This window comes from Dietzia cercidiphylli (assembly GCF_039531545.1).
GTDB classification, from domain to species: Bacteria; Actinomycetota; Actinomycetes; order Mycobacteriales; family Mycobacteriaceae; genus Dietzia; species Dietzia natronolimnaea.
Genome location: NZ_BAAAQG010000015.1, coordinates 99,664 through 122,810, shown reverse-complemented (window position 1 = coordinate 122,810; position 23,147 = coordinate 99,664). Strand labels below are relative to the sequence as shown.

The following is a 23,147-nucleotide window of genomic DNA, read 5'->3' as shown; positions in this document are numbered from 1 at the left end:
ATCACCGCACCGCCGGCATCGCCAACCCCGCGGCCACCGCGGCCCCGAAGAGTGCCGTGTCCCGGGACGGGGAGAACACGACCCGCGGCGTCGGGATGGTGTGCGGCAGCGTGTGCAACTGCTCGGCGACCGGCCCGTGCAGCGCCTCGCCCAGGCCCACCACGATCCCGCCGGTGAGCAGGACCGTGCGCGGCCGGAACAACTGGACGGCGTCCACCACGAAGGAGCCCACCCGGTGGGCGTAGATCTCGGCGGCACCGTCGCCGTGTTCCCGCTCGAGGTCGTAGAGCCCGTGCCCGCCCAGACCCCACCACGCCTCGGTGGTGCCGCCGTCCACGACCAGCCGCCAGTGCCCGAGGTCCCACCCGGTGGGCCCGCACGGGTGGATGAGCGCACCGTGGCGGTTGAGCGCCCCGAACGACAGGGTGGTGCCCAGGGAGATGGCGATGCCGCCGAACTCGACGTCCGGCAGCTGGGTCAGGGCCAGGGCGTGGGCGTCGCCGTGACCGATCACGGACACCGGGGCGTCCAGGAGGGCTACCAACTGGGAGCGCATCGGCCCCTCGGCCCAGGCGGCGGCGCGGGAGGCCTCGATGACCCCACGGTCGGCGTCGACGTGCCCGCTGACAGACACGCCGACGCCGCTGGGGAGGGGATCGACGGCCCGGATCACCGCGGCCAGATCCTCGGCGGTGGCCACCTCGGCCCCGTGGACTCCCACCACGCGGCCGTCGACCACGGCACCGATCCGCGTTCCGCTGCCGCCGATGTCGACGACGACGCCGTTCCTCATCAGATCGCCTCCCGTTCCACACCGACCATTGTCACCAATAGTTCGTAGCGGGCGGGCCATTGGGTGTGGTGGGGTGCTACCCGGTATCGGTGCTACCCCGTATCGATGTTGCGGATCGGGTCGCTCGCCTGGCCCACGGTTCCGCAGTAGAGCTTGGCCGACTCCTGGGTCAAGGTCACCTCCATGCCGGCGGGATCGGACTGCCCCTTCTCGTCGAGGAAGGTGGTGATCACCTCGCGCTGGTCCTCGGGCGGCATCTCCATGTAGTCGCCGCAGGTGGTGTCACCGCCCTGGTTGGGGTCCATCGCGTTGCAGCCGGTCAGTGACGCCAGGACGAGGGCGGCGGTGGCGACCGGAGCGACCAGCTTGGCGGGTCGGGTGCGGGTGGGCATGGGAGACCTCCGGGGGATGACGACGACGAGGTGAGCGGTCGATGAGGTGAGCGTAGGCGCGCGAGGTGACGGACATCACTATTCGGCCGGGATTCAGCGGAGCACCGTCGCGGTTATAGTAGATATAACAACATCTTTTGAGGCCTCGACCGCCCTGCAACTGGACTCCGCTGCGCAGAACCTGCTCTTCCGGGAGGCCCGCTCCGCCAACGCATTCACGGACGAGCCGGTGACCGACGGCCAACTCCGCGCGATCTATGACCTGGTCAAGTGGGCCCCGACGTCGATGAACAACCAGCCGCTGAGGATCGTCGTGGTGCGGTCCGGGGAGGCCAAGGCCCGACTGTTGCCGCACCTGGCCGAGGGCAACCGGGCCAAGACCGCCGCCGCGCCGGCCGTCGCGTTGCTCGCCGCCGACGTGGACTTCCACGACGAACTGCCCCGGCTCTTCCCCCACTTCCCCGGCGCCCGTGATCTGTTCGCGGACGAGGCCGCGCGGGTCGGCGCGGCCGAGCTCAACGCGAGCCTGCAGGTCGGCTACACCATCCTGGGCATCCGCGCCGCGGGTCTCGCCGCCGGCCCGATGACCGGGTTCGACGCCGAGGGGATCGCCGCGGAGTTCTTCCCCGACGGGCGCCACCGCGTCCTTGTCGCGATCAACATCGGCACGCCGGCGGAGAACGCCTGGCTCGACCGGCTGCCGCGACTCGACTACGACGAGGTCGTCACGACCCTCTGAGGGGGGTCGTCGCAGGTACTCCGCGCGTCACAGGCAGCCGACGAGTCGTAGCGCGAACTGGTCGCCGTGGCCCAGGATCGTCTGCGTGTCACTGATCCGTCTGCTCGTCATGATCTCGGTGCGGAACTCGCCCGCATGGTCGATACCCACCGCGTGCATGAGCTCGTGCAGAGTCAGGCTCCTACTCCAGGCGTCCCCGGGAACCGGGGTGATCTGTTCCGGTTGCAGGGTCACCGACCCCCGGAGGATCAGGCCGCGGGGCCAGACAGCCGCGCCGCCGACCCCGGCCGCGCCATGGGTGTGGAACATGGGGTGGTCGCCGTACGTCACGGAGATGGCGCCGTCGCCTTCGCGCTCTCCCTCGGCACCGGGCCCCGCATACCTGAGGGGGAGGCCGCTGGCGAAGGCGAGGGTCTCGACCGCCCACGCGAGGTCGGACTCGCTGCCCGGGGGCGCGTCGTAGGAGCGCACGGGGATCTCGTGTTCGCACGGCCAATGTGCGAGGTACCCGTCCTCGGTGGCCTCGACCGCGTAGTCGACCCCCGCGATCAGCCCGGCAGGGGGCTGGATGTCCGCGGCGCGGCGAGGCGACCACTCGCCCCGGAGCGGGACGGCCGTGCCCGGGACCGTGGAGTTGGCGGCATCCGCGTGGGCCGGCCTGAACAGGCCGCCGTCCCCGCCTGACACGCGGGCTGCGCCCTCGCCGAAGGAGGCGACGGTGCCGCGGTGCTCTTCGGGGACCATCGCCAGGAGGGCCGGCGAGGATCCGACGACCGCCAGCGCCAAGACGAGCGGTACGACGATCGCCAGCAGGTAGGCGGAGAAGCTGACGGCGGGATGAACAGATCGCTGCCAGTTCACGGCGCGGGGTGGGGTGAGGGGGTCAACGGGGGCCTGTCCTGGGTCGATGCGAGGGAGGGGCCTCGCGGTACCGCTAAGAATTTACTCACGTGGTGGCGGCGTTCACACCGGATTCTTTGACTTGAGCGGAATAGACTCAACTGTTCGGCAGTTGTACGGACTGTCCGGTCCTGATGTGGGCCGGTATTGACCCGAGTACGCTCAAGAACACGTCGAAGAAAGGACCGGTCGATGAGCCAGTTCAACCCCACGACCAAGACCCAGGCGGCTCTGTCGGCCGCCGTCCAATCCGCCTCGGCGGCAGGGAACCCGGATGTCCGTCCGGGCCACCTCCTCGTGGCGCTGCTCGAACAGCAGGACGGGATCGCCACGCCCCTGCTCCAGGCATGTGGGGTGGACCCGCAACTGGCGCTCACGCAGGCCAAGGCCCTCACCGCGAGTTACCCCAGCGCGTCGGGCTCGGGGCTGGCCGCCCCCAACTTCAACCGCGACGCCCTCGCCGTCATCAGTTTCTCCCAGACCCTCGCGTCCGAGATGGGCGACGACTACGTCTCCACCGAGCACGTCCTGGTCGGCATCGCCGCGGGGCACACCGGGGGCGACGCCGCCAAGCTCCTGGGCGAGCTCGGGGCCACCGAGGACGCGCTCAAGCAGGCGTTCGCCACGGTCCGCGGCAACACGCGCGTGACCACCGAGAACCCCGAGGACCAGTACCAGGCGCTCGAGAAGTACTCCACGGACCTCACGGCCCGGGCTCGTGAGGGCAAGATCGACCCGGTCATCGGGCGCGACTCGGAGATCCGGCGCGTGGTGCAGGTGCTGAGCCGCCGCACCAAGAACAACCCGGTGCTCATCGGCGAGCCCGGCGTGGGCAAGACCGCCATCGTCGAGGGGCTGGCCCGGCGGATCGTGGACGGCGACGTCCCCGAGTCGCTCCGGGGCAAGACCCTGCTCTCGCTCGACCTGGGTTCGATGGTCGCGGGCGCCAAGTACCGCGGTGAGTTCGAGGAGCGCCTCAAGGCCGTGCTCGACGAGATCACGGCGTCCGAGGGGCAGATCATCACCTTCATCGACGAGGTCCACACCATCGTCGGCGCCGGCGCGACCGGCGAGGGGTCGATGGACGCCGGCAACATGATCAAGCCGATGCTCGCCCGCGGGGAGCTGCGCCTGGTCGGTGCCACCACGCTCGACGAGTACCGCAAGTACATCGAGAAGGACGCCGCCCTCGAGCGCCGCTTCCAGCAGGTCTACGTGGGGGAGCCGAGCGTCGAGGACACGGTCGGCATCCTGCGCGGGCTCAAGGAGCGCTACGAGGTGCACCACGGCGTGCGGATCACCGACTCCGCGCTGGTCTCCGCGGCCGCGCTGTCGGATCGCTACATCACCCAGCGGTTCCTCCCCGACAAGGCGATCGACCTGGTCGACGAGGCCGCGAGCCGGCTCAAGATGGAGATCGACTCCCGACCGGAGGAGATCGACGCCGCCGAGCGGATCGTGCGCCGACTCGAGATCGAGGAGGTGGCACTGCAGAAGGAGACCGATGCGGCGTCCAAGGATCGGCTCGTCGCGCTCCAGTCCGAGCTCGCCGACTCCAAGGAGAAGCTCGCCGAGCTGACCGCCCGGTGGCAGAACGAGAAGACCGCCATCCAGGGTGTGCAGAAGGTCAAGGAGGAGCTCGACGCGCTGCGCACCGAGTCCGAGAAGGCCGAGCGGGACGGCGACTACGCACGGGTCGCCGAGATCCGTTACGGACGGCTGCCCGAGCTGGAGAAGCAGCTCGCCCAGGCGGAGGAGAACGACGCCGCCACCAACGCGATGCTCAAGGAGGAGGTCGGCCCGGAGGACGTCGCCGAGGTCGTCTCCGCCTGGACCGGGATCCCCGTGGGCAAGATGCTTCAGGGCGAGACCGAGAAGCTCCTGCGCATGGAGGACGAGATCGCGCGTCGTGTCGTCGGCCAGGGCGAGGCGGTCCGGGCCGTGTCCGACGCGGTGCGACGGTCGCGGGCCGGGGTCGCCGACCCCGACCGGCCCACCGGCTCCTTCCTCTTCCTCGGCCCCACGGGTGTCGGCAAGACGGAGCTGGCCAAGGCGCTCGCCGAGTTCCTGTTCGACGACGAGCGGGCCATGGTCCGGATCGACATGAGCGAGTACTCGGAGAAGCACAGCGTCTCGCGGCTGGTGGGTGCCCCTCCGGGGTACGTCGGCTACGAGGCCGGCGGGCAGCTCACCGAGGCCGTGCGGCGGCGTCCGTACACGATCGTCCTGCTCGACGAGGTCGAGAAGGCGCACCCGGACGTCTTCGACATCCTGCTGCAGGTGCTCGACGACGGCCGGCTCACCGACGGCCAGGGCCGGACCGTGGACTTCCGCAACACGATCCTCGTGCTCACCTCCAACCTGGGGGCGGGTGGATCGCGGGAGCAGACGATGGACGCGGTCAAGCGCGCCTTCAAGCCGGAGTTCATCAACCGGCTCGACGACGTGGTGATGTTCGACTCGCTCAGCGAGGAGCAGCTCGAGTCGATCGTCGACATCCAGATCGACGAGCTCGCACGGCGGCTCAAGGGTCGGCGACTGACCCTCGAGGTCGACGACGCGGCTAAGGGGTGGCTGGCGCGGCGCGGGTACGACCCTGCCTACGGCGCCCGCCCGCTGCGCAGGCTGGTGCAGCAGGCGATCGGCGACAAGCTGGCCCGGGCCCTGCTCGGCGGCGACATCCGCGACGGCGACACCGTGCGGGTCTCGCTGGCGGAGGACGGCGAGTCGCTCACGCTGAGCTGACGCCCGTCGCCTGAGCTGGCGGGAACGAGCCGGCGGGTACGAGTTGGCGGACAGGAGATGCGATCGGGAACGGCCCCGACGCGAATCCTGTCCGCCAACTCGTGCCCGGGTGACCGCCCACGTCCCGCACCGCCCACACCTCCTCGCCCGCCCCCGCGCCCGCGGAGTGACGGATCAGTCCCCGATGAGGGGATCCGCCTCGTCGTCATCGCGACTACCATGGACCCGTGACCAGAGCCACCGCACCCGCATCCGACACCCAGGTCAGTCCCCTCCTCGTCACGGCGCGCGAGTTGATCAGCGACGTGGCGAGCCTTCCCACCCCCGTGATCCTCGACGTGCGCTGGCGGCTCGGCGACGCCCGCGGGCGCGAGCACTACTACTCGGGCCACATCCCCGGTGCGCAGTACGTCGATCTGCCCACCGAGCTCGCGGGCCAGCGCAACGTCCGCGAGGGCCGCCACCCGCTGCCCTCGCCCGATGATCTCGAGGACGCCCTGCGCCGTGCCGGCGTGCACAACGACAGTCGCGTGGTGATCTACGACGACTCCGGTAACACCTCCGCGGCGCGCGCCTGGTGGCTGATGCGCTGGGCCGGCAAGGAGGACGTCTACCTCCTCGACGGCGGTCTCAAGGCGTGGATCGCCGAGGGCGAGGACCTGGCGGTGGGGCCGGGCAACCCGGTCGAACGCGGCGACTTCACCTTCAGGCTCGATCACATGCGCACGGCCGACATCGACGAGACGCAGGCAAGCCCCGAGGAGGGCGTCCTGATCGATGTCCGCGCGGCCGAGCGCTATGCCGGCCACACCGAGCCGATGGATTCGCGGGCCGGCCACATCCCGGGCGCCGTCAATCTGCCCACCTCGTCGTTCCTCGACGAGAGCGGTCGGTTCCTTCCCGCCGAGCGCATCCGTCAGATGTTCGCCGACGTGGGCGTGACCAGCGGGAAGGACACCGTGGTCTACTGCGGTTCCGGCATCCACGCCTGCCATGCGCTCGCGGCGATGGAGGTGGCCGGGATCGAGGCGGGGAGGTTGTTCCCGGGGTCGTGGTCGCAGTGGTCGGCGGATCGTCGGCGGCCGATCGCCCTGGGGGAGGACCCCCGCTAGCCCGCGCCTCCGCCGGCTCCCGGGCCCGTCCAGGTCACGCAGCGCCGCGGTGCCTGGCGGGTAACCCCACCAGCGCTGACTACCCTCTGTGGACATGGTCGTGTTCTGGTTCCTCCTGGCCCTCGTGCTGCTCGCCGCGGCGCTCATCCTCCTGCGTCTGGACGCCAGACAACGCGGGGGCGCCGCGTCGCGTGGGACCCCGCCGGAGGTCGGCTCCGGGTCGGCGGGGGCGGGGGCCCTGTCCGACGACGACGAGGCCCCGCCCGTCGCCCCGCCTGCGGGTGAGGTCGACGAGTCCCCGGACGAGCACGCGGGCGGTTCCGGGACTCCGCAGCTGGCGCCGTTCCAGCGCGCGTCAGGCCCGGGTAGCGCGGAACCGGGACCGGCGGAACCGGACGCAGAGGAACCGGTCGCAGTGGAACCGGTCGCTGCAGCACACGAGTCCGCGTCCCCGCCTGCGAGCCCGGTGGAGCCTGAGGCGGGCGGGCCCGAGGGAGCGCGCCCCGAAACGGACGCCGGTGACCACGCGGCCGAGCCCGGCGCCGGGTCCGCCACTGAACCCACGGCCGAACCCGCCGCTGAGCCGACGGCCGAGCCCACCGCACAGTCGGCGCCGCGTCTGCTCGATCGGGTCCGGGGATTCCTCCCGGCGCGCCGGCAGAACGGGCGTCTGCCCGAGCAGGAGGTGCTGCCCGCCGTCGACCCGCTCGCCGATTCGCCCGTGGTGCGGTGGCTGGAGGACCGCGAGTTCGAACCCACCCCCACCCCGGCGCCGGAGTTCCGGCACGGCGATTTCGCGGGGGGTCTCAGCGCGCTCGGCACGGTCTCGCACGGGATGTTCCGGGGGCGGCGGGCGATCATGGGCGTCACCGGCGGGCGGACGGTCCTGGCCCTACGCCGGGACACGGCCTCGGACGTGGTCCTGGACCTGAGCCGCGCCGATGTCGACGCCGAGCCCGGGTTCCACGACGCGGGCGAGGTGGCGTCGCTGGAGGCCCGGAGTTCCGACTACGGCCGACTCGATCTGATCGACCGCGATCGTCTGACCAGCGCGGTCGGTGACGTCCCGGTCGACGTGCGCCGCATCTGGGCCGAGGGTGAGTGGGTGGCGGCGACCATTGACGGCGTCGACGACCCGTCCACGTGGGACGACGTCGTGGTGGCCCTGCATTCCGTGGCCGATGTGCTGGCCCCGTTCCCGCCCATCGGTGGCCGGGCCCGCGCCCTGCCCCTCGAGATCGACCCGGGCTCGCCCGGGGCGGCGGCCGGCCCGGAGGCGGACCCCACTGTGGGCATGGACGGCGAGATCGGGACCGGAACGCACGGGACGACCGCATCGGCGGCCACATCGGTGACGAGCTCTGTTCCGGACGTTTCGGACGTTGCGGACGACATCACCGGGCAGACGCCGGTCGCGGTCCCCGCACAGCCCATCGCCGCCGAGGGCCGGGATGACCAGCGCGGGGATGTCGAGGACCCGGACGAGCAGCCCGAACCTCCGCAGCCCGAGCCCCCGCAGCCCGAACCCCGGCGCGCCGGGCACCTGCGGCTGGTGCCCGAGCGCAGGGGTGCGCGCGATCTCGCCGACGTCCCCGTGGTGGCCGACCGCGGAGACCCCGATGCCGAGCCGGGGTCGGACCCGGTACCGACGGCCGGGGAGGCTCCGGTGGAGGCCGCCGGTTCCGACCTCGGGGACGGCGTCGCGGAGGACACCGTGGCCGAGGAACCCGACCCCTTCGCCGAGATCATGGAGCCCTCGGGGCCGCTGCCGGCCCGCGGAGACGTGGCCGCGGACCACCTGCCCGCGCGCCCGCCCCTGTCCCGGCCGACACGCGGTGCCGGTCAGGCCTATCCCGAGGACGCCTCGGTCCCGCCGCTGGCCGCGGGCGTGGCCACGGGAGGGTCGGGGATCAAACCGCTCGGGTCGGAGGACGACGAGGACGAGATCCGCACCGAGGTGGAGCGGTTCGACGCGGCCCGCATCGACGGCGGCTCCGATCTCGACTCGGGTGCCGGTGGGCGCCACGCCCAGCCATCGGACGCGCAGCCGGTGGACGACCAGACCCCCGTGTGGCTCCGGCCCGAGGTGACACCCGCGCCCCCACGGGCCGGACGCGGCAAACATCGCCGTGCGGAGCCGGACGAGGAGGCGTCGGACGCGGAGCCGTCGGCTGCGGCCTCGACCGGCACGGGCTCCGGTCGTGAGCGCCCGGGCGTGGAACCGGACGTCGAGCAGACCACCCGCCTCCAGCTGCCGCCGGATATCCGGGACTGACCTTCCGCAACGAGAGGACCCGCCCGCGCCGGATGCGCGGACGGGTCCTCTCGCTGATGTGGGGTGTGTCAGCTGGCGGAGCTCAGGAGACCGGTGACGGTCGGGCTCGACAGCGGGGCGACGTCGTATCCGGCCGAGTCGGACAGGCTCGAGGTGAGCGAGCCGCCGATGGCGCCGTCGATCGGGTTGACCACGGAACCGGGATCCAGCGAACCGGTACCGCCCCCGCCGCCGGCACCGGGGTTGGTCCCGGTGACGATGACGGGCGACGAGGTCGCGGTCGCGCCGACCCACGTGTCGCCGAGCGCGTCGGTGTTGTTCACCACGGCCGTGTAGCGGTACACCTGGGTGTCGGCCGTACGCGGAATGTCGTCCGGGAACGAGACAGTGGTGCCGGACGCCGGCATGGCGACCTCCCCGACCTCGACACCGTCACGGAGGATCGAGACCATCGTTCCCTCGGGGAAGTTGTTCGCGGGCCGAACGAACGAGGTGACCACGTTGACCGCGAGCGAATCCTCGTCGAGGGTGCCGGGCTGGGCCTGGACGTTCAGGTTGGTGTTCCACTCGAACGGAACCCACGGGGCGTTGGTGATCGTGGTGGTGGTGAGCGCGGCGGCATTGGCGCTCACAGCGCACTCGACCTGGGCGCCGGTGGTGCCGGTGCCGCCCGCAGTGGTCCCTCGGGTGTACTGGAACTGCGTCGACGCCGCATCCGTGGCGGCGGTGGCCCCCGCCCCGGCAAGGCCGAAGACGATCTGCTGACTCGGCGTGTTCGGCGCACGCATGCTGAAGGTGACCTCGGGCAGCTGGAACGACTGGTTGTTGTTCTTCTGCAGGCCCGAGTTGATGGTGTTGCCCGTCCCGTCTTCTGCGAGGCACCGAACCAGGACACGGTCGCGGGTGCGCGGCCCGGCGGTACGGTCTCGACGGCGCCCGTCGTGGAGATGTCGGCGCTGTACTACTCGCGCTACCAGAACGTCAGGGCCGAGATGGTCAGCATCACGGCGTCGGGGTCGACGATCACCATGCCGCTGTGGCCGCTCACCAAGTTCTTCCCGCAGGGCAGCCTCGGGGACATGGCGAGCGAAGCCGTCCAGCTGCGCTCGCAGATCACCGAGCAGAACACCAGGGCCAAGGTCGAGGGGCTGTACGGCACGACCGGTTCGTTCGCGGTGACCAACGGGCAGACCGTCACCCGGACGATCGCACTCGGGCCGCCGGCCACCCAGCCCCGCGGTTCGGATCTGGTCGGTTACTTCACGATGTGCGCGCAGGGCACCAACTCCGCCGCCGCGCAGGGCACCGGCCAGCTCTACGCGTGGTCTGCCTTCGAGGAGGGGTGGCCCCCGCCGGTCGTCATCCCCGAGGACAGCGGCAGCCTCGCGACCGGGTCTCTCGGCTCGCTGGGCAGCAGTGGTACGGACCCCGTCGATCCGGAGCCACCGGTCGAGGAGGAGCCGCCGGCTGAGGACAACGGGGACCCCCTGGACCCCTGATCGTCACTGGCTTGAGCGTGGCCTCGAGCTGAAGGAGGACGGGCCGGTCGCATCACGCGACCGGCCCGTCCTCCTTCTGTCGTGTTCTGTCGTGGCGCGCGTCTAGAGTCGACCCCGGTACCGATACCGTCGCCGCAGCCACCGTCGCGGCCGATCAGAGGAGCCCGATGTCCGTCCCCGCCACCGTCGACTCGACCGCCAAAGCGCGCCTGGCCGAGCTGGTCGCCGAGCTCGCCGTCGTCCACGGCCGAGTCACCCTCTCCTCGGGCCGCGAGGCCGACTACTACGTGGACCTGCGACGCGCGACCCTGCACCACGAGGCGTCGCCGCTCATCGGCCGTCTGCTGCGTGAACTGACCGACGACTGGGACTTCGAGGCGGTCGGCGGACTGACCCTCGGCGCCGACCCGGTCGCCACGGCGATCATGCACGCGCGGGGCCGGCCGATCGACGCGTTCGTCGTCCGCAAAGAGGCCAAGAAGCACGGGATGCAGCGCCGGATCGAGGGGCCGGACATCGTGGGGAAGCGGGTCCTCGTCGTCGAGGACACCACGACCACCGGCAACTCCCCGCTCACCGCGGTGGCCGCCCTGCGCGAGGCCGGCGCCGAGGTGGTGGGCGTGGCGACCGTCGTCGACCGCGCCACCGGCGCCGATGACGTGATCCGGGCCGAGGGCGTGGAGTACCGCGCCCTGCTCGGTCTGACCGACCTGGGACTGGAGTGACATGACCGCCGAGTGGACGACGACGAGACGCATGACGACCGAGGGGACGGCGTCCGATAGGACGACGGCGAGGGCTTTCCCCACCGTCCTGGCGCAGGCGCTGCGGGAGCGGGTGCTCTCGCTCATGGACACCTCCCGCCCGGAGGGGCCCGCGTTCCTCGCTGCGGCCGCGGGCACGGAGGTGGCCAAGGCGACCGGATTCGGCCCGCTGGAGAAGCTCTGCAAGCCGCTCATCGTCCCGGCGGCGCTGACCATCGCTCTGCGTGAGGGCGCCCAGGGAGGCGCGGGGGCGGGTAGTGGTGGCCTCGGCCCCGTCGACACCGCACTGCTCTCGGTCACCGGCGCTGCGTACACCACCGGCGACGTGATCCTCATGCTCGGCGGTGGACATGCGAGCCGGTCGAAGGCGCGCCTGGTCTCGGGCGCGGCGGCGTTCGGGGTGGGGCATCTCGCGCTCGGCGGGCTGATGCTCCGGTCGGGTCTGAGGTTCAAGCCGGTCCAGTCGGCGGTCCACGGGGTGGTGGCCGGCGCCGCCGGTGCGATCCTGCTGTCCGAGGACCGGGCCAACGCCCCACTGGCCGCGTACGGGGGGCTGCTGGCGGCCCTGTCGGCGCTGGCCACCTCGGTCGATCGTCGGTCCGGGCCCGGCGCCTCGGTGTTGGCCGTGGCGGGGCCGGTGTTCCTGCTCAGCGATGCGTTGATCCTGCTCAGGCGCAAGACCGAGGGCGGATCGGCGCTCGCGCGGGGCCTGGACGTCGGCGTGATCGACACCTACGCCACCGCCGCGCTGCTGTTGCTGACGGGCACGGCGGCCGCGGCCCGCACGGCCGGGCGGTCGGCATGAGTGCTGCGGGCCCCGGTTCACCGGGCGGTACCGGGATCCGCACGGTCCTGATCACCGGCGCCGGTCGCGGGATCGGCGAGGCCACCGCGCGCCGGTTCGCCGACGCCGGCTATTTCGTGGGTGCCTTCGACCTGGAACCGTGCGAGTGGGCGCGGGGGGACGACCGCGTGGTGACCGGCGCGCTGGACGTCACCGACCCGGCCGCCTGGGAGTCCGCCCTGGCGGAGTTGACCGCCCGCTCCGGCGGCGCGCTGGACGTCCTGGTCAACAATGCCGGGCTGCTGTACGGGATGCCGTTCACGGATGCGAGCTACGAGCGGGACTCCGCGCTGGTGGACGTCAACGTCAAGGGCGTGATGTACGGCTGCCGGGCGGCGTTCGGATACCTGGAGAAGGCCCCGGCCCCGACCGTGGTCAACCTCTGTTCGGCCTCGGCGATCTACGGCCAGGCCGAGATGGCCGTGTACTCGGCCACCAAGTTCGCCGTCCGCGGCCTCACCGAGGCGCTGGACCTCGAATGGGGTCCGAAGGGCATCCGGGTGTGCTCGGTGTGGCCGCTCTACGTGGGTACCGGCATGCTCGAGGGCGTCGACACCGCCGGGATGCGGAACATGGGCGTCCGCCTGACCGAGGCCGACGTGGCCGGCGAGATCCTCGGGCTGGCCGAGCAGACGCGGCGCACCCCGTCCGGGGTGCTGGGTCGGATCCGCGGCGCCCTCGGTCGCGAGGTCCACCGGCCGGTGGGTACGCAGGCCACCGCGATGTACCTGGCGTCCCAGATCGGGCCGGGGCGGGTCATCAGGCTGGTCAATCGACGACTCACCTCGTGAGCGGCCCCGCTGCCGACCGCGAGGTGGCGACGGCGGATCCCGCCGCCGGGCCGACCGAGTGGGGCGATGGGCTCGTGGGCGTCGGACCGTGGGAGCTCGAGCGCCCCGGTGAGCCGCGGCCCACGGGCGACCGCTGGGATCCGGACCTGCTCGACTCGGGCGACCGCCGCAACGTGGTCGACCGCTACCGGTACTGGCGGCGAGAAGCGATCGTCGCCGACCTCGACACCCGGCGGCACCCCTTCCACGTGGCCATCGAGAACTTCGGTCACGACGCCAACATCGGCACCGTCGTCCGCACGGCCAACGCCTTCCTCGCGGCGGAGGTGCACATCGTGGGGCGACGTCGCTGGAACCGCCGCGGGGCGATGGTCACCGACCGCTACCAGCACCTGCGCCACCACGAGGACGTGGCAGCGCTGATGGACTGGGCCGAGTCGGAGGGGGTGCCGGTCGTCGCCGTCGACAACCTCCCCGGCGCCGAGCCGCTCGAGACCGCCCGGCTCCCGCGCGAGTGTGTGCTGCTGTTCGGTCAGGAAGGTCCCGGGGTCAGCGCCGACGCGCGACGACGGGCGGCGAAGACCGTGTCGATCGCCCAGTTCGGCTCCACCCGGTCCATCAACGCGGGCGTGGCCGCGGGGATCGCGATGCACGCGTGGGTCCGCGAGCACGCTGCGAACGGCCGAGGAGATAGCTATTGATTTTCGATAGGTAATCATCCATAGTCGTGAGATGGAGATCGAAAGACGAGCGGTCCTGCCGCTGCGGGTGTCCCTGGTGGTGCTGTTCGCGGTACTGCTCCTGCTGCAGACCATGTCGTTGCCCAGGCAGTTCGCGCACATGGCTGAGACATCGCCGGGCGACGCACACCTGCGGTGGCCACTGACGGCGGTGTCGATCTACTGGGTGCTGTGCATCCAGGTCGTGGTGGTGGCCACCTGGAAGCTGCTCACGCTGGTCAAGGACGACCGCATCTTCACCGACGCGTCACTGATCTGGGTCGACGTGATCCTCGGGGCGATCGTCGCGGCCTGGGGGATGCTCGTGCTCGTCCTGGTGCTCGTGGGCGTCAACGCGAACGATCCCGGACTGCCGCTGCTGCTCTTCCTCGTCGTCGTCATCATCACCGTCGCGGCGCTGCTCATGGTCGTCATGCGGGCACTCCTCCGGCAGGCCACCTCGTTGCGGTCCGAGATGGACACGGTGGTGTGATGCCGATCGTCGTGCGGATCGACGTGGAGCTCGCCAGGCGCAAGATGAGCGTGGGTGAGTTCGCGGAGCGGGTGGGACTCACGCCGGCGAACGTCGCGGTGCTGAAGAACGGGCGTGCCAAGGCGGTGCGGTTCAGCACGCTCGAGGCCATGTGTCGCGTGCTGGAGTGTCAGCCCGGGGACCTGCTGGAATGGGTGGAGGAATGAGGAGCGCAGCGGGGTTCGCCCTGGTCCTCGTCGGGGTGCTGAGCGTGGTGGGCCTCGGGGGAGTGGCGATCGTCCTCGGCGGGGCGGACGACTCCCCGGGACTACAGGGGATCGGTGTGGTCCTGGTGGTCGGGGCGACGGTCGCCGCCCTCCGTTGGCGGGGCGGACGACCACGGTAGAGACCCGGCTCAGACCGCCGGCGCGGAGGGTCCGTTGCGGATGCGGTCGACGAGCTTCGGCCCGGCGGTGATGGCCATCGGTGTGACCGAGACCAACACGATCCCGATGAGGATCAGGTCGATGTGCTCCTTGATCAGCGCGAATTGCCCCAACCATGCGCCGAGTGCGGTCACCCCCGCGGCCCACAACACCGCACCCACCATGTTGAACAGCACGAACACGCGGTAGCGCATCCCGGCCATGCCCGCCACCAGCGGCGCGTAGGTGCGGACGATCGGCACGAAGCGGCACAGGATGATCGTGGCCGGCCCCCACTTGTCGAAGAACTCGTGGGCCTCGCGGATGTAGACCTGCTTGAAGATCCGCCCGTCCGGCCGCTCCCGCAGGTGGTGGCCCCACCGGTTGCCGATGAAGTAGCCCACCTGGTCGCCGAGGAACGCCGCGATCGGGGCGGCCACCAGCACCACCCACAGTGGTGCGAAGGGGTTGTCCTGCTGGGTGAGCAGTCCCGCGGTGAACAACAGTGAGTCGCCCGGGAGGAACGGGAACAGCAGACCGGACTCGATGAAGACCACGGCGAGGAGAGCCGGGAGTATCGCGTTGCCGAACGGTCCGTCGCCGGACAGCCAGAACTCCGGGTCCATGAATCCGGGACCGAGCGCCAGGACGTGCTGGGCCTGTTCGGCCACCAGGTGCGTGTTCACCTCGGGAATCGTAGACCCGCTCTGCTGGGAAACCGCTGAAGGCGTGCCCCCGCTGGTCCTCCGGGGCCCGCCACCTCGCGGTACCTCGTAGGATGGGATGAGTCACAGTGCCGAAATCTGGAGGATCGTCAATGCCTATCGCCACCCCGGAGCAGTACAAGGACATGCTCGACCGGGCTCGCCAGGAGGGTTTCGCCTACCCCGCGATCAACTGCACCTCCTCCGAGACCATCAATGCGGCCATCAAGGGATTCGCCGATGCGGGCTCGGACGGGATCATCCAGTTCTCCACCGGTGGAGCGGAGTTCGGTTCCGGCCTGAACGTCAAGGACATGGTGACGGGCGCGGTCGCACTTGCCGAGTTCGCGCACATCGTGGCCGAGAAGTACGACGTGTTGGTCGCGCTGCACACCGACCACTGCCCCGAGGACAAGCTCGACACCTTCGTGCGCCCGCTCATCCAGATCTCCCAGGAGCGCGTCGACGCCGGACGAAACCCGCTGTTCCAGTCGCACATGTGGGACGGCTCGGCCACCCCGCTCGACCGCAACCTCGAGATCGCCAAGGAGCTCCTCGAGAAGACGGCCAGCGCCAACCAGATCCTCGAGATCGAGATCGGCGTCGTGGGCGGCGAGGAGGACGGTGTCGAGAACGAGATCAACGAGAAGCTCTACACCTCCCGTGAGGACTTCGAGGCGACCATCGACGCGCTCGGGGCCGGCAACACCGGGCAGCGCTACCTGCTCGCCGCGACATTCGGCAACGTCCACGGCGTCTACAAGCCGGGCAATGTCGTGCTGCGTCCCGAGGTGCTCAAGATGGGCCAGGAGGTCGCGGTGGAGAAGCTCGGGCTGAACCAGGGCGACCTGCCGTTCGACTTCGTCTTCCACGGCGGCTCGGGCTCGGCCAAGAGCGAGATCGAGGAGGCGCTGAGCTACGGCGTCATCAAGATGAACGTCGACACCGACACGCAGTACGCGTTCACCCGCCCGATCGCCGGTCAGATGTTCGCCAACTACGACGGAGTCCTGAAGATCGACGGCGAGGTCGGCAACAAGAAGGTCTACGACCCGCGCTCGTACCTCAAGAAGGCCGAGCAGGGGATGTCCGAGCGGGTCGTCGAGGCGTGCAACGACCTCAAGTCGGCCGGCAAGTCCAAGGGCGCCTCTACCTGACCAGCGGCTTCGGCCTGATCACACTCACGGCGACCCGACGGGGTCGGTGCCACCAGCGGCGTCTCTCCTCCAGTGGAGAGGCGCCGCTGTCGTGTGATCACCGGGTGGTCTGGGCGCCATGCCCGGCAATTCTGGATCGAACACTTGTGCTGTTCCGCCCCGGGCGATAAGATGGATCACACGTTCGAATGGTGGCGAGTCTGATTGGCGGAGGGGGGTGCGGTGGTGGATCCGATGATGACGACGACGAGTTCGGCGGCATTCGGGGCGCTTCGCGCCGTGCCGGAGGCTCTCGACACGCTGGGCGCCGAGGCGTTGAGCGAGGTGGCGCGGTCGGCCACTCTGGCGCAGAACCTCGCCGCGGCCACCCGCCTGCAGGCCGCGCATCACCTCGTGGAGGCGATGGGCCGGCTCGATCGGGAGGCGCGGGGGTCAGGCCCCGGCCGGGAGCCTGGCGATTCCGGCCCCGCCGATTCTCGTCCTGCCTACGCCCGCCTGGATCCGGCTGATCGGGCGCGTGATCACCTGGCGGCGGCGATGTCGCTGACCGGGTGGCATGCCGGTCGTCTGGTGACCGCCGGGGTGCAGATCCACACCCGCCTTCCGCTGCTGCGCAAGGCCGTCGATCGGGGACTGTTCCCTGAGCAACTGGCCATCGACACCGCCTGCCGGCTGGCCGACATCCCCGATGAGATCATCGCGGCAGTGGAATCAGAGGTCATCGGAGCCCTGTGCCGGGACCTGGACGGCGGCCACCGGCCCAGTCGCGCAGCGTTGGACACCGCGGTCGACGCATCAAGGGAACGTCACGACTCCCGGGCCGCCCAGGACGCGGTCGACGCCGCGGTCGAGCAGCGCACCGTCCGGTTCCGCCCCGGCCGCGACGGCATGACCAGCATGTGGGCCCACCTGCCCAGCGGGGACGCCGAGAAACTCCGCCGCCGCATCGACGCCGCCGCCCGCGCCGCCTGCGATTCGGGCCATCCCCGCACCCGCGACCAACTGCGCGCCGATGCCCTGAGCGCCCTGGGGGACCCGAACACCGACGACATCGGCACCGCCCTGCACGACCCCGAGGACACCCACCGTGCCGACAACACAGATGGCGCGACCGCCGGCACGGGCGGTCCGCGGCCAGGAGCTTCGCGGCCGGGCGGTCCGCCGCCGGGCGGGCCGCGGCCGGGTGCGTCGTGGGGCACCGACAAGCCCATCCGGATCTCGGTCATCGACAGCATCGCGCAGGGCCTGCCCAACCGGGTGCAGTTCGTCAACGGCGCCTACGCCAGCTTCGACTGGCTGTGCGAGGAACTGCTCTCCGGCGGCGACGCCAAGGTGCGGTTCGACTTGATCGACCCGCAACCGGGCGTTCAGGACACACCGGATGCGGTGCTCAAGTACTTCATCACCCCGGCGCTGGCCGAGAGGATCCGGCTGCGCGACGGCACCTGCCGCCACCCCGGCTGCACCGTCGACGCCCACGACTGCGAGATCGACCACGTCATCGCCTTCGACCACCTGCGCCCGGAACTGGGCGGACCCACCGCCGAGTGGAACCTGATCTGCCTGTGCCGCAAGCACCACCGCGAGAAGACCTTCGGCCACTGCGCCTACCGGCCCGGCCCACTCGGTGAACTGACCATCATCACCGAAACCGGACACGAACACCGCACCACCCCACACGGCCCACTGGCCCAAGCGCGCGACCGGATCCTCGACCACCGATGGCGCCAACACCTCGAGCGCCTCATCACCGACGACGGCCACCTCACCAACCCACCAGGCGCCCACCGCACCCACCCCGCCTGACTCCTGCACGGCTCGTGTGTGCGGCGCGTGGCGTGCCCTCGTGTCTCAGGGCGATCAGACTCAGGGCGATCAGCCGGCGGGAACTCAGCCGGGCTGATCGCCCTGAGGCACCGCACCCATTCCCACGCCGGGCTCGCACACCTTCCAGGCGCCGTCCTCATTGAGCATCCGTACCTGCTCCGGCGCGGACTCGTCGGATTCCGACTCCACGGTGGCGGTGGCGACATCGCCCTCGATCTCGACCCCGGTGACCTCGAGATCCTGCGGGAACGAACCCGCGATGGACTCGCGCAGCATCGCGTCGAGGTCGGTGCCGGTCTGCTCGCCGGAGGCGGTGATGTTGTCGACCAGGTCCTGCGGCACCCGGTTCTCGGCGCAGAGATGGCTGTTGAACTCGGCGAACGAGTCCGAGGCGGTCATGTCGCGGAGAGTCTGCTCGACCGCGCGCTCCGCGCGATCCGAGGACGACATCGGCCCGGCCGCGACGAGCCACACGAGTGCGGCGGCCACCGCGGTTACGACGACGGCCGCCGCCACGAGCGCCACACGGAGTCCGCCTCGCCGGCCATCGCCGGTACGTGCGCCGCCGCGGGCAGCGTCTGCTGAACGCCCGCCCGTGTGATCCCCGGGATCGGGCCCGTCTTCGGGTGGCTGCTGGCTCGTCGTCGTCATCCATCACTCCCGGTACCGCGTCGTGCCCCCGGGCGGGGCGCATCGACACGCCACCGTAGTCCACGACGTTGTGAGTCGGGTGTGAGTGCCGCCCCGCGGTGGCACGCGCTCATGCGCCGCCCCGGGCAGCCCCGCGTGGTTCCTGGCGAGCCGGATCAGGGCAGCAGGCCGGCCGGCTCCAGCTGATCGGTGCCGTGCCGGACCCGCCAGCTGGCGATGGGGTAGGCGCCGCTGGCGGGGTCCTCGCGCGCGACCAGCGCCCAGTAGTCGGCGTGGGCGAAGTCGGTCGTGAACTCGACCACCGTGAAGCCGTGGCGGTCCAGGTCCACCCAACGCACGTGTCGGTTGACCTGAGTGAGGGCCCCCTGCGCGGTCTGGGACAACGGGTTGCCCTCGGGGAGGTTCACCATGTCGTCGATGTTGTTGCTGGTGATCGACGGGGTGACGAACTCGATCGCGCCGACACCCGCGCCCGGGTAGTTCGCCGGCTCGAACGGCACCTCGTTGGCCCACGAGGTGTGGATGTCGCCGGTGAGGAAGACGGTGTTGCGGGTGCCGGCGGCGCGGATCACCTCCATCAACCGGCGGCGCTCGCCCGCGTAGCCGTCCCACTGGTCGGGGTTGTAGGTGATGCCCTCACGCGGGACGCCCAGCAGCTCGGTGAGCGCGGCCGTGGTCTGTGGCTCGAGCGGGGGCAGGAGCACGGGCGTGATCATCACCGAGTTGCCGATGACGTTCCACCGGGCGGTCGACGAACTCAGCCCGCGGGCCAGCCAGTCGAACTGGGCGGCGCCGGTCATGGTGCCGGTGACATCGATCGCGTGACCGTCGAAGCGGTCCGGTCCCTCCGTGCGGTAGGAGCGCAGGTCGAGCATGCTGATCTCGGCGAGCGAACCCCAGCGCAACCGCCGGTAGAGGTGACCGCCGTCGCGGAGGGACTCGGGGCGCACGGGCATCCACTCGAAGTAGGCCTGGGAGCTGGCGGCCTTGCGGTCGGAGAACGGCCCCTGGTGCGGGTGGTGGTTCTCGGCGCCGTCGGACCAGTTGTCGTTCGCGAGCTCGTGGTCGTCCCACGTGACGATCCACGGCACGTGCGCGTGCAGGGACTGCAGATCCGGGTCGGTGCGGTACTGGGCCAGGCGGATCCGGTAGTCGGCCAGCGTCACGATGTCGTGCGGGGGATCGTGGGGCCGGACCGCGCCGAACTTGCCGGTGTACTCACCTCGGCCGTACTCGTAGATGTAGTCGCCCAGTTCGACGATCGCGTCGAGATCCCCGCGCGCCTCGAGGTGGCGGTAGCCGGAGAAGTAGCCCGCCTCCCAGTTGGAGCAGGAGACCACCCCGATGCGCCAGCGGCCGGAGGCGGGGAGCGCGCCGTGGGCGGGCGCGGTGCGGGTGCGGCCGGTGTGCGAGGTCTGACCGAGGGCACGGAAGCGGTAGTGGTACCAGCGGTCGGGGGCCAGGCCGGTGCAGTCGAACTTGACGGTGTGGTCGCGGCCGGCGTCGGTCACCACGGACCGTGATCGGACGACCTGGGAGAAACCGGGGTCGAGCGAGATCTCCCAGCTGACGGCGACCGGCGCCCCGCGGCCGGATCCCGGGACCGCGTCCGGTGCGGGGGTGACGCGGGTCCACAGGATGACGCGATCGGGCATCGGGTCGCCGGACGCGACGCCGTGCCGGAAGACGCCCACGTCGGCACCCGCGACCGCGGACCGGCCCGCCAGGGCGCTGGTACCCGCCGCGGCTCCGGCCAGGGCACCCGCCTTGAGGACGGTCCGTCGGTCGAGGCCGGTGGGGGAGGTCGAGGCACCGGGATGGGCGGCAGAATGCATGCGTCCAGTTCACCCCACCCGCGGGCGCGTGCGTAAGAAAACCCACTGATCGGTCACGGAGAGTTCACCGGGGCGGGCGATCCGGGCCGGGAGCCGCCAGGACCGGATGGCGCCGGGATCCCTCCGCGGACCGCTCGGGGTGGCCCGGGTGGCGCATCGGGTGTCGCCCCGAGAACAGCGGCGGGGGTCGGACCCCGGTCGGTTGTCGTAGGTTCGTGGACAATGGGGGCATGACCCAGTTCGGAGATCTCCTCGGCCCCCCGCCCACCCGTCTCACCGGCGACCCGGAGGCGGAGGACGCCATCGCCGCTGGGGAGGATCCCCGCTCGGTGGCGGCCTCACACCCCACCGCGTCGATCGCGTGGGCGGAGCTCGCCGAGCGCGCCCTCGACGGCGGCGACGTGATCAGCGCCTACGCCTTCGCCCGCACCGGCTACCACCGGGGCCTGGACCAACTGCGTCGTCACGGCTGGAAGGGCTTCGGCCCGGTGCCGTTCGACCACGAGCCCAACCGCGGCTTCCTGCGGTGTGTGGCCGCCCTGGCCCGCGCCGCGCAGTCGATCGGCGAGGAGGAGGAGTACATCCGTTGTCTGGACCTGGTCAATGAGTCGGACCCGCACGCCGCCGCGCCTCTCGGCCTGGCGTGACCGACTGGACGCCCGAACGCAGGGCGTCTACGGCGCGCTCCCGGTCCCGCTGAGGACGCGGACCCGACGGCTGGCGTACGCGTTCCTCCCGATCCTGCAGTGCGGCCTCGCCGCGGGGATCGCCTGGTTCCTCGCGCACGACGTACTCGGCCACCCCGCGCCGTTCTTCGCGCCCATCGCCGCCGCCCTGGCACTGGGCACCGGCATGGGGCGCCGGATCCGCCGCGGCATCGAGCTGGTGATCGGCGTCGTGGTGGGCGTGGGTCTGGGCGACCTGTTGATCGCCCAGATCGGTTCCGGCCCGTGGCAGATCGCCGCGGTGGTGGTGCTGGCCATGTCCGCGGCGGTGTTCCTCGACCGCGGGGCGCTCGTGGGGACGCAGGCCGCGTCGTCGGCGATCCTCGTGGCCACACTCCTGCCCCCGGGCAGCGCGGGCGGCTACGAGCGGATGGTCGACGCGGCGGTCGGCGGGGTGGTGGCACTGGTGGCCATGGCGCTGATGCCGGTCCATCCGCTGCGCCGCGCCCGACGCGAGGCGGCCTCGCTGCTGGGCGTGGCCTCGTCGGTGCTGGCGGAGGTCGCCGAGGGGCTGGAACACAGGGACTCGGACCTCATCCGCTCCGCCCTGCAGGAGGCCCGCGACACCCAACCGGCGGTCGACGAGATCGCCGAGCAACTCGCGGGTGCCCGCGAACTGGTCCGGATCTCGCCGTTCTACCGTCGGCGCCGTCCGGAGGAGATCGTGCTGACGAGCGTGCTCAACCCGCTGGACAACGGCATCCGCAACATCCGCGTCCTGGCCCGGCGGGCGATCGTGGCGGTCGACGACCAGGTGGACGTCCCGCCGGCCCTGAGCTCGCTGATCGCGGGGCTGGGCGAGGCGCTGGAGTTGCTCACCCGGCGGGTGGCGGCGGATCCCGACGCGCCCACCGACGCCGAGGTGCACCGGACCCTGCGGGCGGTGGCGGCGCGGGCCAAGCGTGAGCTCGTTCCGGGCTCCGGCCTGACGGAGACCGTGATGCTGGCCCAGATCCGCTCGATCCTCGTGGACATGATGCAGGTGGCGGGGCTGAGCAAGATCTCGGCGCTGGCCACGCTGCCCCCCACGGTGCGCACGCCCGCGGTGGAGCCGGAACTGCTGGAGGAGTGGCCCGAGTCCCCCGACCGTCCGGCCACCGTCATGCCCCCGCTCAGGGCGACACGAGCCTCCATGGCTCGGTATGACGATAGAAAGAGGTCCTCTTGACCGCCCGCCGACCGGTGACCCCGTCACGGGTGATCACCCCCGCCTCCGTCCCCAGTTGAACGGCGCGGGCCGGCAGCCAGGAGCGTCTCAGCACCCTGCGCGGCCGTGCCGCTGTGGCGCGGACACCGGGAAGCTGCGGGGTCGGGCGGACAGTGAGGGTGTCGATCTCCCCGGAGAAGATCCGCTCGTCGTCGGCGTACGCCTCGCCCACCAGGTGGGCGCCGCCCGGTCCGGTGACGGTGGCCTCGCCCACCAGTACCGTTCCGGTCTCGTCCCGGATCAGCGGTACCTCCCTGGCCTCGCCCCGGACCCCGAGCTTGGCGGCGGCCGAACCGGTGGGCAGGTCGTAGGCGCGGGTGGCCGGAGTGGGGTCCTCGGCGACGTACGCGACCTCCATGTCCAGGTTCTCCGTCCGCAGCAGTCGCGTGAGCAGCGCGGCCAGGCCGGCGTCGGTGCCGCACACCACCACCCGGCGTCGATGTCCGATCTCGTACAGCGCGCGGTTCACATCGTCCTTGGTGGGCACCTCACTGCACTCCACGCGCGGGTGCTCGCCCAGGACGGTCGGTACCGGCGCCGAGCCGCAGCGGATGACGATCATGCATCCATC

General features: G+C 71.2%; 24 protein-coding genes. 16 read left to right on the top strand and 8 right to left on the bottom strand.

Annotation, left to right across the window (positions count from 1 at the left end):
* Position 1: 1 nt before the first annotated feature.
* Together ABD250_RS14625 and ABD250_RS14620 are read right to left on the bottom strand one after the other, a co-directional pair.
* On the bottom strand, positions 2-793 hold the full coding sequence (locus ABD250_RS14625) for an ROK family protein (protein WP_182609706.1): 792 nt from the start codon (positions 791-793) through the stop codon (positions 2-4).
* A 92-nt stretch (positions 794-885) separates the two neighbouring features.
* The gene (locus ABD250_RS14620; protein ID WP_182659070.1) at positions 886-1,185 is read right to left on the bottom strand and encodes a hypothetical protein; all 300 of its coding nucleotides are present in this window, start codon (positions 1,183-1,185) and stop codon (positions 886-888) included.
* 124 nt (positions 1,186-1,309) lie between these two features.
* On the opposite strand from ABD250_RS14620, the gene ABD250_RS14615 reads away from it, so the two are divergent.
* On the top strand, positions 1,310-1,924 hold the full coding sequence (locus tag ABD250_RS14615) for a malonic semialdehyde reductase (protein WP_182659072.1): 615 nt from the start codon (positions 1,310-1,312) through the stop codon (positions 1,922-1,924).
* Between the two features lie 27 nt (positions 1,925-1,951).
* Here the strand turns inward: ABD250_RS14615 and ABD250_RS14610 are convergent, their stop codons facing one another.
* Positions 1,952-2,785, bottom strand: coding sequence for a hypothetical protein (locus ABD250_RS14610; RefSeq protein WP_182659069.1), 834 nt, complete (start codon positions 2,783-2,785; stop codon positions 1,952-1,954).
* 231 nt (positions 2,786-3,016) lie between these two features.
* Between ABD250_RS14610 and clpB the strand changes: the two genes are divergently transcribed.
* The 3 genes from clpB (at position 3,017) to ABD250_RS14595 (ending at position 8,956) form a co-directional block, all read left to right on the top strand.
* Positions 3,017-5,569: an ATP-dependent chaperone ClpB gene (clpB, locus tag ABD250_RS14605; protein ID WP_182659068.1), complete on the top strand. Its 2,553-nt coding sequence runs from the start codon at positions 3,017-3,019 to the stop codon at positions 5,567-5,569.
* 227 nt (positions 5,570-5,796) lie between these two features.
* Positions 5,797-6,681: a rhodanese-like domain-containing protein gene (locus ABD250_RS14600; protein ID WP_182640138.1), complete on the top strand. Its 885-nt coding sequence runs from the start codon at positions 5,797-5,799 to the stop codon at positions 6,679-6,681.
* A gap of 94 nt (positions 6,682-6,775) precedes the next feature.
* A complete protein-coding gene (locus ABD250_RS14595; protein ID WP_344392970.1) occupies positions 6,776-8,956 on the top strand; it encodes a hypothetical protein in 2,181 nt (726 codons plus the stop codon).
* A 68-nt stretch (positions 8,957-9,024) separates the two neighbouring features.
* Here the strand turns inward: ABD250_RS14595 and ABD250_RS14590 are convergent, their stop codons facing one another.
* Entirely contained in the window at positions 9,025-9,744 is a 720-nt protein-coding gene (locus ABD250_RS14590; RefSeq protein ID WP_182659506.1) for a hypothetical protein, read from the bottom strand.
* A gap of 159 nt (positions 9,745-9,903) precedes the next feature.
* Between ABD250_RS14590 and ABD250_RS14585 the strand changes: the two genes are divergently transcribed.
* The 8 genes from ABD250_RS14585 (at position 9,904) to ABD250_RS14550 (ending at position 14,451) form a co-directional block, all read left to right on the top strand.
* Positions 9,904-10,455 carry a hypothetical protein gene (locus ABD250_RS14585; RefSeq protein ID WP_182659505.1) on the top strand — a complete coding sequence of 184 codons (552 nt, stop codon included), beginning with the start codon at positions 9,904-9,906 and terminating at the stop codon, positions 10,453-10,455.
* A 167-nt stretch (positions 10,456-10,622) separates the two neighbouring features.
* Positions 10,623-11,180 carry an orotate phosphoribosyltransferase gene (gene pyrE, locus ABD250_RS14580; protein ID WP_182659504.1) on the top strand — a complete coding sequence of 186 codons (558 nt, stop codon included), beginning with the start codon at positions 10,623-10,625 and terminating at the stop codon, positions 11,178-11,180.
* 31 nt (positions 11,181-11,211) lie between these two features.
* Positions 11,212-12,024 carry a lysoplasmalogenase family protein gene (locus ABD250_RS14575; protein ID WP_344392967.1) on the top strand — a complete coding sequence of 271 codons (813 nt, stop codon included), beginning with the start codon at positions 11,212-11,214 and terminating at the stop codon, positions 12,022-12,024.
* On the top strand, positions 12,021-12,854 hold the full coding sequence (locus ABD250_RS14570) for an SDR family oxidoreductase (RefSeq protein WP_344392965.1): 834 nt from the start codon (positions 12,021-12,023) through the stop codon (positions 12,852-12,854). The genes ABD250_RS14575 and ABD250_RS14570 overlap by 4 nt, the downstream gene beginning before the upstream one ends.
* Entirely contained in the window at positions 12,851-13,555 is a 705-nt protein-coding gene (locus ABD250_RS14565) for a TrmH family RNA methyltransferase (protein ID WP_344392964.1), read from the top strand. Before ABD250_RS14570 ends, ABD250_RS14565 begins: the two co-directional genes overlap by 4 nt.
* A 31-nt stretch (positions 13,556-13,586) precedes the next feature.
* Positions 13,587-14,066, top strand: coding sequence for a DUF2975 domain-containing protein (locus tag ABD250_RS14560; protein WP_182658777.1), 480 nt, complete (start codon positions 13,587-13,589; stop codon positions 14,064-14,066).
* Entirely contained in the window at positions 14,066-14,272 is a 207-nt protein-coding gene (locus ABD250_RS14555; protein WP_179523505.1) for a helix-turn-helix domain-containing protein, read from the top strand. The genes ABD250_RS14560 and ABD250_RS14555 overlap by 1 nt, the downstream gene beginning before the upstream one ends.
* Positions 14,269-14,451: a hypothetical protein gene (locus ABD250_RS14550; protein ID WP_179523504.1), complete on the top strand. Its 183-nt coding sequence runs from the start codon at positions 14,269-14,271 to the stop codon at positions 14,449-14,451. The genes ABD250_RS14555 and ABD250_RS14550 overlap by 4 nt, the downstream gene beginning before the upstream one ends.
* A gap of 9 nt (positions 14,452-14,460) precedes the next feature.
* On the opposite strand, the gene ABD250_RS14545 is transcribed toward ABD250_RS14550, so the two are convergent.
* Positions 14,461-15,096, bottom strand: a complete 636-nt coding sequence (locus ABD250_RS14545; RefSeq protein WP_182658779.1) for a DedA family protein — start codon at positions 15,094-15,096, stop codon at positions 14,461-14,463.
* Positions 15,097-15,287: 191 nt separating this feature from the next.
* On the opposite strand from ABD250_RS14545, the gene fbaA reads away from it, so the two are divergent.
* Positions 15,288-16,331, top strand: a complete 1,044-nt coding sequence (gene fbaA, locus ABD250_RS14540; RefSeq protein WP_182658776.1) for a class II fructose-bisphosphate aldolase — start codon at positions 15,288-15,290, stop codon at positions 16,329-16,331.
* A gap of 237 nt (positions 16,332-16,568) precedes the next feature.
* Positions 16,569-18,137, top strand: coding sequence for an HNH endonuclease signature motif containing protein (locus ABD250_RS14535; RefSeq protein ID WP_344392960.1), 1,569 nt, complete (start codon positions 16,569-16,571; stop codon positions 18,135-18,137).
* 84 nt (positions 18,138-18,221) lie between these two features.
* Here the strand turns inward: ABD250_RS14535 and ABD250_RS14530 are convergent, their stop codons facing one another.
* Both ABD250_RS14530 and ABD250_RS14525 read right to left on the bottom strand, forming a co-directional pair.
* A complete protein-coding gene (locus ABD250_RS14530) occupies positions 18,222-18,809 on the bottom strand; it encodes an Rv0361 family membrane protein (protein WP_179523501.1) in 588 nt (195 codons plus the stop codon).
* A 155-nt stretch (positions 18,810-18,964) separates the two neighbouring features.
* Positions 18,965-20,644 carry an alkaline phosphatase D family protein gene (locus ABD250_RS14525; RefSeq protein WP_344392957.1) on the bottom strand — a complete coding sequence of 560 codons (1,680 nt, stop codon included), beginning with the start codon at positions 20,642-20,644 and terminating at the stop codon, positions 18,965-18,967.
* Positions 20,645-20,874: 230 nt separating this feature from the next.
* Here ABD250_RS14525 and ABD250_RS14520 point away from each other — a divergent pair, with 230 nt between their 5' ends.
* Together ABD250_RS14520 and ABD250_RS14515 are read left to right on the top strand one after the other, a co-directional pair.
* Complete coding sequence (locus ABD250_RS14520) at positions 20,875-21,291, top strand: DUF3151 domain-containing protein (RefSeq protein ID WP_095717384.1); 417 nt, start codon at positions 20,875-20,877, stop codon at positions 21,289-21,291.
* Positions 21,248-22,537 carry an FUSC family protein gene (locus ABD250_RS14515; protein ID WP_179523499.1) on the top strand — a complete coding sequence of 430 codons (1,290 nt, stop codon included), beginning with the start codon at positions 21,248-21,250 and terminating at the stop codon, positions 22,535-22,537. The genes ABD250_RS14520 and ABD250_RS14515 overlap by 44 nt, the downstream gene beginning before the upstream one ends.
* Here ABD250_RS14515 and ABD250_RS14510 read toward each other — a convergent pair.
* Positions 22,482-23,138 (bottom strand): hypothetical protein, encoded by a 657-nt coding sequence (locus ABD250_RS14510; RefSeq protein WP_017837894.1) that lies wholly within the window; start codon positions 23,136-23,138, stop codon positions 22,482-22,484. The two genes, ABD250_RS14515 and ABD250_RS14510, sit on opposite strands and share 56 nt — an antisense overlap.
* Between the last annotated feature and the right edge of the window lie 9 nt (positions 23,139-23,147).